11 protein-coding genes and 1 pseudogene are annotated in these 14,832 nt (G+C 57.7%); all 12 read left to right on the forward strand.

The annotated features are described in order from the left end of the window. Window positions 1-28: 28 nt before the first annotated feature. Window positions 29-661, forward strand: a complete 633-nt coding sequence (locus tag ABIG06_RS17725; RefSeq protein WP_124163660.1) for a NodA family N-acyltransferase — start codon at window positions 29-31, stop codon at window positions 659-661. Further along, on the forward strand, window positions 658-1,317 hold the full coding sequence (gene nodB, locus ABIG06_RS17730) for a chitooligosaccharide deacetylase NodB (RefSeq protein ID WP_124163659.1): 660 nt from the start codon (window positions 658-660) through the stop codon (window positions 1,315-1,317). The genes ABIG06_RS17725 and nodB overlap by 4 nt, the downstream gene beginning before the upstream one ends. 16 nt (window positions 1,318-1,333) lie before the next feature. Beyond that, entirely contained in the window at window positions 1,334-2,710 is a 1,377-nt protein-coding gene (nodC, locus tag ABIG06_RS17735) for a chitooligosaccharide synthase NodC (protein ID WP_124163658.1), read from the forward strand. An 11-nt stretch (window positions 2,711-2,721) separates the two neighbouring features. Then, the gene (gene nodS / locus ABIG06_RS17740) at window positions 2,722-3,351 is read left to right on the forward strand and encodes a nodulation methyltransferase NodS (RefSeq protein ID WP_424578359.1); all 630 of its coding nucleotides are present in this window, start codon (window positions 2,722-2,724) and stop codon (window positions 3,349-3,351) included. Window positions 3,352-3,364: 13 nt separating this feature from the next. Beyond that, window positions 3,365-5,074, forward strand: coding sequence for a nodulation protein NodU (nodU, locus tag ABIG06_RS17745; protein ID WP_424578360.1), 1,710 nt, complete (start codon window positions 3,365-3,367; stop codon window positions 5,072-5,074). A 1-nt stretch (window position 5,075) separates the two neighbouring features. Beyond that, window positions 5,076-5,996, forward strand: coding sequence for a nodulation factor ABC transporter ATP-binding protein NodI (nodI, locus tag ABIG06_RS17750; protein WP_124163655.1), 921 nt, complete (start codon window positions 5,076-5,078; stop codon window positions 5,994-5,996). A 3-nt stretch (window positions 5,997-5,999) separates the two neighbouring features. Next, window positions 6,000-6,788, forward strand: a complete 789-nt coding sequence (locus ABIG06_RS17755; RefSeq protein WP_124163654.1) for an ABC transporter permease — start codon at window positions 6,000-6,002, stop codon at window positions 6,786-6,788. Between the two features lie 318 nt (window positions 6,789-7,106). Continuing rightward, window positions 7,107-7,518: pseudogene (locus ABIG06_RS17760) on the forward strand (carbamoyltransferase N-terminal domain-containing protein); the annotation flags it as partial. 143 nt (window positions 7,519-7,661) lie between these two features. Continuing rightward, a complete protein-coding gene (locus tag ABIG06_RS17765) occupies window positions 7,662-8,771 on the forward strand; it encodes a nodulation protein NodZ (RefSeq protein WP_124163652.1) in 1,110 nt (369 codons plus the stop codon). Between the two features lie 712 nt (window positions 8,772-9,483). After that, window positions 9,484-10,320: an SDR family NAD(P)-dependent oxidoreductase gene (locus ABIG06_RS17770; RefSeq protein ID WP_124163651.1), complete on the forward strand. Its 837-nt coding sequence runs from the start codon at window positions 9,484-9,486 to the stop codon at window positions 10,318-10,320. Between the two features lie 181 nt (window positions 10,321-10,501). Further along, the gene (nifA, locus tag ABIG06_RS17775; protein WP_124163650.1) at window positions 10,502-12,319 is read left to right on the forward strand and encodes a nif-specific transcriptional activator NifA; all 1,818 of its coding nucleotides are present in this window, start codon (window positions 10,502-10,504) and stop codon (window positions 12,317-12,319) included. Window positions 12,320-12,825: 506 nt separating this feature from the next. Further along, window positions 12,826-13,689 carry an electron transfer flavoprotein subunit beta/FixA family protein gene (locus tag ABIG06_RS17780; protein ID WP_124163649.1) on the forward strand — a complete coding sequence of 288 codons (864 nt, stop codon included), beginning with the start codon at window positions 12,826-12,828 and terminating at the stop codon, window positions 13,687-13,689. Window positions 13,690-14,832: the final 1,143 nt, after the last annotated feature.

Raw genomic sequence — 14,832 nt, forward strand, 5'->3', positions numbered from 1 at the left:
TAATTCCACTGGCGCAAGGAAGCTTGCCATGAACATTGCCGTGTCCCCGGCTGCGGAACGCTCTTCTACGCGCGCTCAAGTGCAGTGGAGCCTTCGTTGGGAGAACGAGCTGCGGCTCGCCGATCATGCCGAGCTCGCGGAGTTCTTCCGCAAGAGTTATGGACCGACGGGTGCGTTCAATGCGCAGCCTTTTGAGGGAAGCCGAAGTTGGGCCGGCGCAAGACCGGAGCTCCGTGCAATTGGTTACGACGCGCGCGGGGTAGCGGCCCACCTCGGGCTACTACGTCGCTTCATCAAAGTTAGTGAAGTCGATCTCCTCGTAGCAGAACTGGGGTTGTATGCGGTGCGTCCGGATCTCGAAGGGCTCGGAATAAGCCACGCAATGCGCGTGATGTATCCCGTACTGCAGGAGCTTGGCGTTCCATTCGGCTTTGGCACGGTTCGGTCGGCGCTTGAGAAACATATGACGCGACTGGTCGAAAGGCAGGGGCTCGCCACCCTGATGCATGGCATTCGCGTCCGCTCCACGCAGCCGGATGTCTATCCCAATTTATCGCCGACCCGCCTCGAGGATGTGATCGTGGTGGTGTTTCCGCTGGGGCGCTCGATAAGCGAATGGCCGGCCGGGACTTTCATCGATCGGAACGGGCCTGAGTTGTGACAGAGCGTTCCACCCCATCCACTGTCCGCTGCGACTACGCTGACGTGAGCGGAAGTCGAGCTGTCTATTTGACCTTTGACGACGGGCCGAACCCGTTTTGTACGCCAGAGGTGCTCGATGTGCTGGCGCAACATCGGGTTCCGGCGACATTCTTCGTCATCGGCACGTACGCGATCGAGCATCCTGACCTCATCCGACGAGTGATTGCGGAAGGGCATGAGGTTGCGAACCATACGATGACCCATCCTGATCTATCCAGATGCGGACCTGCGGAGCTACAGGATGAAGTGCTGACCGCGAGCGAGGCGATCCGTCTGGCGTGCCCGAAGGCCTCGCCCAGGCATATGCGAGCGCCTTACGGCATATGGACGCAACAGGTGCTCGCAATGACTGCGAGCGCTGGTCTCACGGCTCTGCACTGGTCGGTCGACCCGAGAGATTGGTCCCGCCCTGGGGTTGATACAATTGTGAATTCGGTGCTGGCGAACGTTCGCCCGGGTGCAATTGTGCTCCTGCACGACGGGTATCCTCCCGATGAGGAGAGACTGTGCACCGATACAACGCTGCGCGATCAGACCACGAAGGCGCTGGCATTTCTGATTCCGGCACTACAACGGCGCGGGTTTGTAATCCGTCCACTCCCTCAACTTCACTAAACAAGAACTGACACCTATGGACCTGCTCGCGACAACCAGTGCTGCTGCTGTTTCAAGTTATGCGCTGCTCTCGACTATCTATAAGAGCGTGCAAGCGCTTTATGCCCAGCCGACGATCAACTCATCGCTACAGGACAGCCTCGGACAAACCGAGGTGGTCCTTCCCACTGTGGACGTCATCGTGCCGTGCTTCAATGAGAATCCAAACACGCTTGCCGAATGTCTGGAGTCGATTGCCAGTCAAGAGTACGCCGGAAAGATGCAGGTCTATGTGGTCGATGACGGGTCTGCAAACCGCGACGTGGTCGCGCCTGTACACCAGATATATGCCAATGATCCGAGATTCAATATCATCTTGTTGGCCAACAACGTCGGAAAGCGCAAGGCGCAGATCGCTGCAATACGCAGCTCATCCGGGGATCTCGTTCTCAACGTCGATTCCGACACGGTTCTTGCTGCCGATGTCGTCACGAAGCTTGTATTGAAGATGCATGACCCGGAAATCGGTGCGGCGATGGGTCAACTCGTAGCAAGTAATCGCAACCAGACCTGGCTGACCAGGCTGATCGATATGGAATATTGGCTCGCGTGCAACGAAGAGCGCGCGGCACAGGCGCGTTTCGGTGCCGTCATGTGTTGCTGCGGCCCATGTGCAATGTATCGGCGTTCCGCACTCACCTTGCTTCTTGATCAATACGAAGCGCAATTCTTTCGTGGGAAGCCGAGTGATTTCGGCGAGGACCGCCATCTAACGATACTCATGCTCAAGGCGGGCTTTCGAACCGAATACGTCCCAGACGCGATAGCAGCTACCGTCGTCCCGCACAGTCTTGGGCCATATCTGCGTCAGCAGCTCCGTTGGGCACGCAGTACCTTTCGAGATACGTTTCTTGCATTGCGCCTGCTGCCAGAGCTCGATGGTTATTTGACCCTAGATGTTATCGGGCAGAATCTCGGCCCATTTCTCCTCGCGATCTCAACACTTGCTGCCCTTGCACAGCTCGTGATCGGTGGCTCTATACCCTGGTGGACGGGACTGACGATTGCTGCAATGACTATGGTCCGGTGCAGTGTGGCAGCACTTCGTGCTCGCGATTTGCGGTTTATCGGCTTCTCGCTCCACACACCGATCAATATCTTTCTTTTACTACCATTGAAGGCTTATGCGCTTTGTACATTGAGCAATAGCGATTGGCTATCGCGAAAAGTTACTAATGTGCCGGCGGAAGAGGAGAAACAGCGTGTCATCCTGCGCCCCAATGCCGGACGAGGTGCGGCTAGTGTAGGGGTGGGGCCTACTGTCATTCATAAAGGGGGGGTATCGCACCGTCCATCGAGCCTCACGGCCACGGAGAGTGTTTCCGGTCGTGAACGCTCGACTGCCTACGAATAAGTGGTCGTCTCATGATTCTGGACGAAAACCATCAGCTATTAGAGCGAGAGTTGGCTCTCGACGACCCATGGCGCCTTGACAGTAGTTCGTTCGAGCAGGAGCGATACGCGCAAATGCTCCGGATGTCGTGTGGCAACGGAGACGCTGCGTCTGGCCTCGGAGTAGGATGTGCAGCCGGTGCATTCACGGAGATGCTGGCTCCGCTATGCGAGCGACTTACCGTGGTGGATGTCATGCCGCAGGCAATTGAGCGAGCGCGACTGCGGACCAGTAAGTGGTCACATATTGCTTGGGTGACCTGCGACATTCAGCGGTTCTCGTCCACTGAGCAGTTCGATTTGATTGTCGTGGCCGAGGTTCTTTACTACCTCAAAGACGTGAGCGAGATGCATGCGGCTATCCGCAACCTCGTGAGTATGCTTGCGCCAAGTGGCACTCTGATTTTCGGGTCCGCGCGTGATGAAATATGTCAACGCTGGGGGCATGCTGCTGGTGCCGAAACGGTGATCGCTCTCTTTAAGGAGAGCCTATCGGAGGTCGAGCGTCGGCACTGCTCCACCGGATTGGCAAACGAAGACTGCTTGATCGTCCAGTTTCGAAAGCCGGACGCCACGTCAGAACAATCAAACGTCGGTCATTAGGCCAGGAGTACGTATGCGCATCTGCGGAATAAAGTTGACACATGACGGAGCAATTGCTGTCGTCGAGGACGGTCGGCTTCTTTTTTGCGTGGAGCAAGAGAAGCGCGGCAATAGTCCACGCTATCAGTCCGTTGACAATCTCGATGCAGTCGTGCGCGCCTTGGCTGAGCATGGCCTGGAGCCGCGGGATATCGATCAGTTCGTCGTTGACGGCTGGGACGGGGAGAATGAATCGCAGTTCCAGCTCCTAAGCGGAGCGGTGCAGGTTGCGCTAAAAGGCGCGCCATATGTCGAGCGTCATGCTGAGGGCCTCCTTGATCCCGTCGACGGCGTTGGCCTCCTCCTCGGAGGCAAGGAGTTTCCATATAAGAGCTACCCGCATGTCACGGGCCATGTCGCGTCAGCATATAGCACCAGTCCCTTTGCAGCCGCGGGAAAGCCTTCGTTCTGTCTGGTGTGGGATGGCTGCATCTTTCCACGTCTTTACTATGTCGAACCGCGCGGGGCTCGGTTCATTGGATCGCTGTTTCCTATGATTGGCCACGCCTATGCTGCCGCGGGCCTTCACTTCGGGCCGTACCGTCAGCCGAACCGCTCCAGTTGGGATCTGGGCATCGCCGGCAAGCTGATGGCTTACATCGCGCTTGGCTCAGTTGATGAAAGCATAGTGGAAGTGTTTCAGGAGCTTTATGAAACACGGTTGGCGGCCGACACGGAGCAGGCTCGCCGCTACCGCGAAGACATCAACAATGCGGAATCGTCTCTTGCAGCTATGCACGCGTTCTTCGAGGCAAGCACGTTGCGCCTGGCTGCCAAGCGAGCGGAGGACGTCCTCGCCTCGTTCCATGTGTTTCTGGAACGTCTTCTTGTTAAGGAAATCGCGCTGCTTCTGCTAAGATATTCGTCGCTTCCGGGAGCGCGAAATCTATGTGTCGCCGGAGGTTGCGGTCTCAATATCAAATGGAACAGCGCGCTTCGCGCGACGGGATTGTTCGATGATGTCTGGGTGCCGCCGTTTCCGAATGACAGCGGCTCGGCAATCGGCGCGGCGTGCGGCGCCATGGCAGCGCAAGATGGCTTCGGGCCATTGCAATGGTCAGTTTACAGTGGTCCTGCCCTCCAGGAGAGCGAGGTTCCGCCGGACTGGGAGGCCGCACCTTGCAGTCTGAGTGAACTTGCGTCGATTCTTGCCGACAACAAGCCCGTGATCTTTCTTTCCGGGTGTGCCGAGCTTGGGCCGCGGGCGCTGAGCGGTAGAAGCATTGTTGCAGCTCCAACGTGCCCGGCAATGAAGGATCATCTCAACGACATCAAGCGTCGCGAGCACTTCCGACCGGTGGCGCCGATCTGTCTGGAGGATCGGGCGCCGGAGATCTTCAGCCCGGGCACGCCAGATCCTTACATGCTATTCGATCACCAGACCCGGGCGAATTGGCGCGACAAGGTCCCGGCGGTGGTCCATCTTGATGGCTCGGCGCGGCTGCAGACAATTTCCCGCAACTCTCCTCACGAAATTGCCGCGCTTCTCGTCGAATTTGAGCAACTCACGGGCATTCCGCTGCTCTGCAACACGAGCGCCAACCTCCACGGACGGGGATTCTTTCCGGACGCTGCGGCAGCTTGCCAATGGGGGCGTGTCGAGCATGTTTGGTGCGAGGGCATGCTCTGGAGCAAAACGGTCGCCAAGAAGCCATTGTCCACGGAACGACTTCTGTCAGCCTAAGATGAACATGTCCACTGTGGCGATCGACCTTGCCGGGGTAAAAAAGTCATTTGGCGACAACCTTATCGTCAACGACCTGTCGTTCTCGGTCGCGCGCGGAGAGTGCTTCGGACTGCTTGGGCCGAATGGAGCTGGCAAGAGTACGATTGCGCGCATGCTCCTCGGCATGATTTCGCCCGACGCAGGCAATATTACAGTCCTCGATGAGCCTGTGCCTTCCCGAGCTCGTGCGGCGCGTACGCGCGTCGGGGTGGTGCCGCAGTTCGACAACCTTGAGCTCGAGTTCACAGTGCGAGAGAATCTGCTTGTGTTTGGCCGCTATTTTGGCATGAGCGCTCGCAGAATCGAGGCGGTTGCGCCCGCGCTGCTTGAGTTTGCGCGTCTTGAAAGCAGAGCGGACGTGCGTGTCTCCGAGTTATCCGGTGGCATGAGGCGGCGGCTGACACTGGCGCGTGCCCTGGTTAATGATCCACATCTACTCGTGATGGATGAGCCCACCACTGGCCTGGATCCGCATGCACGTCACCTGATTTGGGAACGCCTGCGGGCCCTGCTTGCGCGTGGCAAGACGATCCTCTTGACCACTCACTTCATGGAAGAGGCCGAGCGCCTGTGCGATCGCTTATGCGTGCTTGAGAGTGGATGCAAAATCGCCGAAGGCAAACCAGATGCCTTGATCGACGAGCATATCGGCTGCAACGTGATTGAGATCTATGGCGGTGATCCCAATCAACTTCGAGAGCTGATCAGGCCTTATGCGCGGCATATCGAAGTGAGTGGAGAGACGCTTTTTTGTTACGCGCCATATCCGGAGCAAGTCCGCGTGCACCTGCGCGGGCAAGCAAACCTTCGCGTACTGCAGCGCCCTCCGAATCTCGAAGACGTGTTCTTGCGGTTGACCGGGCGCGAGATGGAGAAATGAGCGATGGATGATGGCTATGCGTCGGTGATGCCGGCTAACGCGTACAACTGGATCGCGGTATGGCGACGAAATTTCCTGGCATGGAGGAAAGTCGCGCTTGCATCGCTTCTCGGCAATCTCGCAGACCCTATAACCAATCTGTTGGGCCTTGGCTTTGGCCTCGGACTTATCGTGGGACGAGTTGAGGGGACTTCGTACATTGCCTTTTTGGCGGCCGGTATGGTCGCAATCAGTGCGATGACATCCGCGACCTTTGAAACCCTATATGCGGCCTTTGCTAGGATGGGTGTCAAACGCACCTGGGAGGGAATTCTGTTCACACAGCTCACGCTCGGCGATATCGTTCTAGGTGAGTTGGTGTGGGCGGCCAGTAAGTCCGTTCTAGCGGGGACAGCAATCGGGATTGTCGCTGCAGCGCTGGGCTATGCATCCTGGACGTCCATTCTGTGCGCGATACCCACAGTCGCCCTTACGGGTCTTGTCTTCGCCAGCCTGGCAATGGTCGTCATATCTCTTGCGCCAACTTACGATTACTTCGTGTTTTACCAGTCGCTCGTCATTACGCCCATGGTGTTTCTCTGTGGCGCGATCTTTCCGACGAGTCAACTGCCTGACTCATTTCAGCACTTTGCCGGCTTGTTGCCGCTCGCACATTCGGTCGACCTTATTCGTCCAACGATGCTTGAGCGCGGCGTCGACAGTGCCGCCCTGCACGTAGGTGCGCTTTGTGTTTACGCGGTCTTGCCCTTTTTCGCGTCGACAGCACTATTTCGGCGACGCCTGCTGCGTTGACGTCAATTGAGCGAACGCGAGAAAGTCAATCGATGCAGTATCATGAGTCCTTCCGCGGTAGCTCGCGAGTGACCTGGTCCGTTACAGCGGCTTCTGCAACGGCCTTAAGAGGCTGCGATCGAGCCAGATCTATGGCCGCCTGTTCGGTCTATCGGCGTCGGACGTCAGCCACCCTATTTCTGAGTGCCTGTCGCTAGGCGCCGAGACAGGCCTTGCAAAGTCATGTTGTGCTGTCTGGCCCGCGCACCGGCGGAGCGTGATTGTACAGGTTAGTTCGATGGGACGGCAGTTGGCCTTCCCGTCACGATGGAGGACGGGATGTTGTGCCCGGGACTGAGTGGTGACCTTGATAGAATCCATGAAAGCTCTCCGGAGCTGCCGAATACATTTCTTCACGGTGGCACTGCGGTTTTTGTGCAGGATGGCCGCGTAATTGCTGCTGTCGAAGAGGAGCGTCTCAACTGTGTCAAGCACTCCAACAAGTTCCCTAGCAGCCCGACCCGATACTGCCTGTCTGCCGCAGGAGTCGAGCTCGGGGATGATCGATCGCATCGCGTCCTACGCGACTGAAGCCTATTGCAAAACCATCCTCGAGCGTCTTTTTGTTTCTCAACCAGTTACGCTAGACGCCAAACTGTTGCTGCGGCAGCTTCTGGCACGGGAGTTCGGGGCAGAGATCGATCCGTCCCGACTTTCCTTGGTGAATCACCACGAAGCGCATGTGGCCACGCCTCCTATGCCTGCATGTGAGGGGACCATCCCATCCGACGCACAGGGAGTATTGGGCATCGGACTTCGGGCAGGTCGATACAACACCGCTGAAGAAAGGACAGAAAGTGTTGAGAGAACGCGGCCATCACGGATAGCCCTGCTATGAAGTTCTACCGACGCAGCTCGCCGGAACCGCAACAGACTGTGACGCCGGGCGAGAAGAGACCCGAGATGTCTGTATCGATGTCTTTTGTCCAACCAGGAGCGCGCGAAAAGGCAATCGAGATGGTTAGCGGTGCGATGAATGTTCGGTTCGTAGTGTCCCGGCGACGTACGGGTTTTGGCGACTGTCTGTGGTCCCTGGCGGCAGCTTGGCGTTTTGCAAAGCAGACAGGGCGGACGCTAGCCATCGATTGGCGGGGCTCTTGCTATCTTGATGAACCATTCACCAATGCCTTTCCAGTCTTCTTCGAACCGGTTGAAGACATTGCCGGCGTGCCGGTGATTTGCGACGACGACATCAACAAACGTTCGTTTCCGGGACCATTCTTTCCGGCATGGTGGAACAAGCCATCTATCGATTGCGTCTACCGCCCGAACGAGCAGATCTTCCGGGAACGCGACCAACTCGATCAACTGTTCCAAAGTCAGAGAGATAGTGACGCTAACACGGTTGTGTGTGATGCCTGCCTGATGTGGCGCTGCGATCAGGAGGCGGAGCGCGAGATCTTTCGGAGTATAAAGCCGCGAGCTGCAATTCAGGCTCGGATTGATGCCATCTACCGCGAGCACTTTGAGCCGTACAGTGTGATCGGAATTCATGTCCGGCATGGCAACGGTGAGGACATTATGGGGCATGCTCCCTACTGGGCGGACGCGGAGCGCGCGTTTCGACAGGTCTGTAATGCCATTGAAAAGGCGAGGGCGTTACCACATGCGAGGCCTGTGAGGGCATTCCTGTGCACGGACAGCGCGCTCATCCTTGAGCAGGTGTCGGCAATATTTCCCGATGTTTTTGCGATTCCAAAACAGTTCCAGGCGCCTCACGCCGGCCCGTTGCACAACGCCGCCCTCGGAGCCGAGGGTGGCTTTTCTGCCCTCACTGAGATGTATCTCCTTGCGCGCTGCGACACGGTGATCCGGTTTCCCCCAACGAGCGCCTTCACGCGCTATGCGCGTCTCTTTGCTCCACGCGTTATAGAGTTCGACTTGAACGATCCGAGCAGGTTGATCTTGGTCGAAGACAACTCGCAAGAGCTCGTAGCTTCATGAAAGTTGTAGCGCGCTTGATCGACCTGATTGTCGCTCTTTGCATCCAAGAGTACTGCCAGTTCTTGTACAGGCGACAATCGTCTGCCCAACGTGATGCTGTTGCAACGAAGAGCAGAACGAAGCGACGGCTAAGTGCCTTCGCTTGAGCCGTGACGTCGATAACAACCGCCCTAAAGTGCTGCGCAGCGTTAAGCAGACGGAACACGTCGTCGTCATCCTTCGGTCAGCCACAAATCGGAGCTGATCAGTGCTCGAGCGTGGATGAACATATCAGTTCGCCAGCTCGTGCCTGGAGCCAACCCGTCCAGCGATATTTCCAGTTCTGCCCAGGGGTGCGACAAACAGAATCGACGATTGACGAATCTGACGTGCGAGGCTGGTACGTCAGTTTTAGAGTTAGCGCGGCAAAATGTCCGTGGTCGCTCCCGAGCGGTCGTTGACTTCGGCGAGGCGCCGACAAGCCGCAGCTCATTCGGTTGCGCGATCAAGAAAGCGAGCGCGGCCCGTCCCCTGTGATGAAGCAGGCGAGTGTGCTAGAGAGCTTACGTAGCTGATTTGCCATTGTTGTCACAAAGCACACCCACGGCTGTCTGAAATCGGCCAAGTGTTCGGTGTGCGCGACGTTAGGACGCAAAACGGAGGTGATTTACCTGCACCGCAGTGGCGCAAATCCTGCTAATCGTCCGCTGCCCTAACAGTAGAGGAGGCGGCCTTGGGTCTCGATCTGCCGAATGACAATCTGATTAGAGAGCCGCTGGCCGAAACACATTTGGGTTGCCTCGTTTACGCCGATAAAGCGCGTGATAATCGTAGAGAACAAAAGACGATGTTGCTCACGGGGGCATCGCGCGGAATTGGTCATGCCACTGCCAAGCTCTTCTCGGAGGCGGGCTGGCGTGTCATTTCTTGCGCGCGCCAACCTTTCGACGGCGAGCGATGCTCCTGGGAGGCAGGGAATGACGATCATTTCCAGATCGACCTCAGCAATCATCGAATGCTGCCGCGTGCGATCACCGAGGTCAAGAAGCGCTTGGCTGGTGCGCCCTTGCACGCGCTGGTGAATAATGCCGGGGTCTCGCCGAAAACGCCCACTGGCGATCGGATGACGTCGTTGACCACGTCAACCGAGACCTGGATGGGGGTGTTTCATCTTAATCTGGTAGCTCCGATCCTGCTGGCGCAGGGTCTGTTTGACGAGCTAAGAGCCGCGTCAGGATCAATCGTAAATGTGACTTCAATAGCAGGCTCACGGGTGCACCCATTCGCCGGTAGCGCCTATGCGACCTCGAAAGCGGCGCTTGCGAGCCTCACACGCGAGCTGGCCTATGATTATGCGCCGCATGGCATTCGTGTGAATGCGATCGCGCCCGGCGAAATCAAGACCGACATGCTATCGCCAGACACGGAAGCCCGTCTCGTGCCAGGTATCCCGCTGCGCAGAGTGGGGACCCCGGATGAAGTGGCCAAAGTCATCTTCTTCCTGTGCTCGGATGCGGCGAGTTATGTCACGGGAGCCGAGGTGCCGATCAATGGCGGGCAGCATTTGTAAAGCCGCCGCTCTGGCGACGCAGCTGACGTGTCCTGCAGCGGCACGTATGTTCTCCGCTGACGACGCGCACGATCCGCAAAAAGTGAAACGAGGGCACATTGCAAGTGTGGTGTCGTGCCATAATAAGGTGTCACGGTTCTATGTCATCTCCTCAACACGTGGGGCTAGATCAGAGAGTGACATGCAAAACGAAGCTCGCCAATCCCAACATGGCTCCATGGAGGATAATCAAGACAACGGAGACAGGCTCATGCTGCACATCCCATCCTCGGGCGAACGACCTGCCTCGCAACCGGAGCCGGAGCGTGATCCCTCGGGGCAGCCGTCGTATGAGAGCGCGCTGGCCGGCATCTTCGAAATATCGAAAATAGTCAGCGCCCCTGGTCGGCTCGAAGTCATGTTGGCCAAGGTCCTTGGCCTGCTGCAATCGTTTGTGCAGATGCGACACGGCATCGTCTCGCTATTCCACGATGACGGTATCCCGGAAATTACCGTTGGCGCCGGCTGGAGCGAAGGCAGTGACGAACGTTACCGCACGTGCCTGCCGCAGAAAGCAATCGCCCAGATCGTAGCGACAGACGGGCCTCTTATTGTCGAGAGCGTAGCCGGCGAGCCAGCCTTCAGCGCTGCCGACCGGGAGCTTCTCGGCGCCTCCGACAGCGTGCGCGTATCGTTTATTGGGGTTCCTATTCGTATTGAAGCGAGGGTCGTTGGTACGCTGACGGTAGACCGTATCCAGGACGATAGTTCCAGTCTTCGGCTCGAGTACGATGCGCGACTGCTGGCTATGGTCGCCAACTTGGTGGGACAAACAGTCAAGCTACATCGCTTGTTGGCCTGCGATCGTGAACGATTGTTAGTGGACAAAGACCAGCCACAGAAGATTGTTGAGCTTGAGGTGGCCGCTCGCGAGCGCAAGAAGCTTCACGCCCACGGGATCATTGGCGACAGCGCCGCGCTGAGCGCTCTGCTCGAGAAGATTGCGGTTGTAGCCAAATCGAACAGCACGGTTCTGCTGCGGGGCGAATCCGGCACCGGCAAGGAGCTCGTAGCCAAGGCCATTCACGAGTCCTCGTCCCGCGCTAAACGACCGTTCGTTAAACTGAATTGCGCGGCGCTGCCAGAGACGGTTCTGGAATCGGAATTGTTTGGCCATGAGAAAGGTGCCTTTACCGGTGCGGTCAGCTCGCGCAAGGGGCGCTTCGAGCTTGCTGACAAAGGGACGCTATTTCTGGATGAGATCGGAGAGATCTCAGCTCCGTTCCAGGCGAAATTGCTGCGAGTTCTGCAAGAGCAGGAGTTCGAGCGCGTCGGTAGCAATCACACGATTAAGGTCGATGTTCGAGTCATAGCTGCGACCAACAAGAACCTTGAAGAGGCCGTGGCAAGGAGCGAGTTCCGCGCGGACCTCTACTATCGTATTAGCGTAGTTCCCTTGTTGTTGCCGCCGCTGCGCCAAAGACGCACTGATATTCCGCTGCTAGCCCGAGAGTTCCTCAGAAAGTTCAACAGCGAGAACGGCCGTACGCTCACCCTGGAGGCGAGTGCGATCGAGGTACTGATGAACTGCGGGTTTCCGGGAAATATTCGCGAACTCGAAAATTGCATCGAGCGAACAGCGACGCTGTGTACCGGGCCATCGATTGTGAGAAGTGACTTTGCATGCTGCCAAGGCCAGTGCCTTTCCATGATGCTCTGGAAAAGCACATCGAACGACAAGGCCGACGTGGCGGTACCCATGCAGCCGATGCCTGCAAAGTCCATCATTCCGCTAGCTCAAACGACATTGCCACCGCAGTCTGTCTGCGGACCGGCCCCACTGGCACCTGCCGGCACAGTTCTCGTTGGTGGTGCGAGCATGACCGATCGCGAGCGTGTCATTGCGGCCATGGAAAAATCTGGCTGGGTGCAGGCCAAGGCAGCGCGCCTACTCGGACTAACCCCGCGCCAAATCGGCTATGCGCTGCGAAAATACGGAGTTGAGATAAAGCGGTTCTGAACAACCACACCCGTCGGAACTTCTGCTGCCAAATAGATAGTTGAAGAATGATTCCGAAGAGGCAATCTACGCACTCTGAAGGGAATGGGCCGGCCTGCGGCGACGACGGCGCGCGCGCAACATGGATTTGTGCGCCATGAGTTACAGAGCCTCACCTGGGGCCATACAATCGTGAACCGTCCTCCGTAGCTCGAACATGTAACAAGCTATCATCCCTATTCTGCGGACGAGTGAGCGGCAATGCTTAACCGTCGATCGGCCCGATGCCCGCAGGTGGTTCGCAGCAGTGATCCTGCGAGCATCCCTTGCGTCTCTCGGCTGGCGTGACGAGCGGAACCGCGTTGTCGGTGCCCTGACTTGTGTCGGCATTCGTTCGTCAGGAAGAGCGGCTGGAGCGACTTATCGCCCGGTTTAAGCCTTTTTGACAGCGAGCCGATTCCAGGCAACGGCGATGGTACAACACTTGCTGTTCTCTTCGCAGCTATCGCAACTGTTGGAGCAACATCGTGCACAATGTCGTCTGCATCAAACAGGTTCCGGACTCGGCGCAAATCCGCGTTCACCCCGTGACCAATACAATCATGCGCCAGGGAGTGCCGACAATCATCAACCCATATGACCTCTTCGCGCTCGAGGCCGCGCTGGAGCTGCGCGATCGGTTCGGCGGCGAAATTACCGTGCTTACCATGGGACCGCCATCGGCAGAAGAGTCCCTGCGAAAGGCGCTGGCTTATGGTGCCGATCGCGCCGTCCTACTCACCGATCGCTGCTTTGCGGGCTCCGACACACTGGCCACAACGTATGCACTTGCAACCGCCATCCGGAAAATCGGTAAGGACTATCGCCCGACGAATGTCATTTTCACGGGAAAGCAGACCATCGACGGCGATACTGCGCAGGTGGGGCCCGGCATCGCAAAGCGAGTGGGCGTAGTGCAGCTGACTTACGTTGCTAAGATCAGATCCTTGGACCTCGCCGCTCAAACGATTGAAGTGGAACGACGCTGCGAAGGTGGTGTGCAGGTGTTGCAAACCAAATTGCCGTGCCTCATCACCATGCTTGAGGCGACCAATCAGATTCGGCGCGGCGCGATGGCGGATGCCTTGCGTGCCGCGCGTGCCCAAATCGTGAAATGGAGCGCGCAAGAAGCCGGTGTCGAAGACACCTCCAACTGCGGTCTCAAGGGCTCGCCGACGGTCGTTAAGCGTGTGTTCGCTCCCTCTGCGCGGGCCGAGAAGGCGGCGCTGGTTGAGGCCGCTGAGCAACCGGCGCAGGCGTTGATAGACGCAATGTTCTCGCTTCAACCGAAGCTCGAAACCGATCTTGCGGCACTTGCTCGTGGCGCTCGATCCGGAGAGTCCAGGCCATGATAGTGGATACGCTCCAGAAATGTATCAACGCCGCACCCGTGTCGAAGAGCGCGCAACATGTAGCGACCCATCTCGGCCAGCTACCAATAGGGTCTGCCCATGGCATCCGTCGATCTCGCGAGCAGCGGGCCCGGATGTTCCCTAGACCACGTTACGCTACGACGGAGTCGCGGGGGATTGTCGGGGCACAGGCAAAGGGGCCTGCGTATGTTCCAGGTCACCGTTCGGTCGTATTCGACGACGTGGAAGGCCATTTCTTCTCTTGTAACGGTCACGGCGAAGACGCAATAGTCAGCGACCCGGGTCACCATACTAGCGCTGCCGTCTGCACGCACAAAGCGCTGTCGCTGGCTTCGGGGCGCAAAGTCAACCCATGCGTCGCCTTTGAAGCAGTCTCCGCGATTGAGCAGACCTGTACGCATGTGAGCGGCCGCTGGCTCTTCGCTGTTTGCTTTCTGACAGCGGCGCGCAGGCTCTCAAGGTCGATACACTCGCAATGAGGAGGCGACACGACCGTTGTATCAACTGATTCAGATCTTACGGAGCGAATCCAAGAGTTGGCATAATGATTGCTGAGAGCGACTAAGAACTTAGAGGTGGTAATCGCGAACGAAGAACGGGTGAGGGTCTCTTTGAGATGCTTTGTGCCGCCAGCAGCGGTATGTGACACCAGGGGCCAAAAACCTTAAGAGCATCATAGGTACAAATTGGAGTCTACAATGCTGTCCCAGGCTGACAGCGGTTCGGCGAAATGGCGGGAGCAGCACCCGCGAGGGCTTGATCCATTCGCCCAAGATCGCGAAAGCTGCAAGCGTGCCGAGCGGCCAGGCACGCCACTCGCCCACGCGACATTAGCTACAAAACGGCGTGGGCGGCGCAGTATCCATTATGAGTCTCCGCGCGAATGCTGGTCGGGGCGGGCACTGCGGCGTCGGACTGCTGGTGGAGAGGAATCCGACTGGATTCCCGCCGCTCCAATAATGAACGCATTCCCTTCGATGCTTATGAGCTGGACTGAGCATGCCGCTGTCTGCCATCGCGAAGCAAACTACCAAAAGTTCGCCTGGAAGGTGAGCGCAATCATTGGCCCTTCTAAGCAAATGAACCCAGGGCGGTTAATAGGTGGCCCGGACACGAAGCTGC

This window comes from Bradyrhizobium sp. USDA 326, from assembly GCF_049739485.1.
Taxonomy (GTDB): Bacteria; Pseudomonadota; Alphaproteobacteria; order Rhizobiales; family Xanthobacteraceae; genus Bradyrhizobium.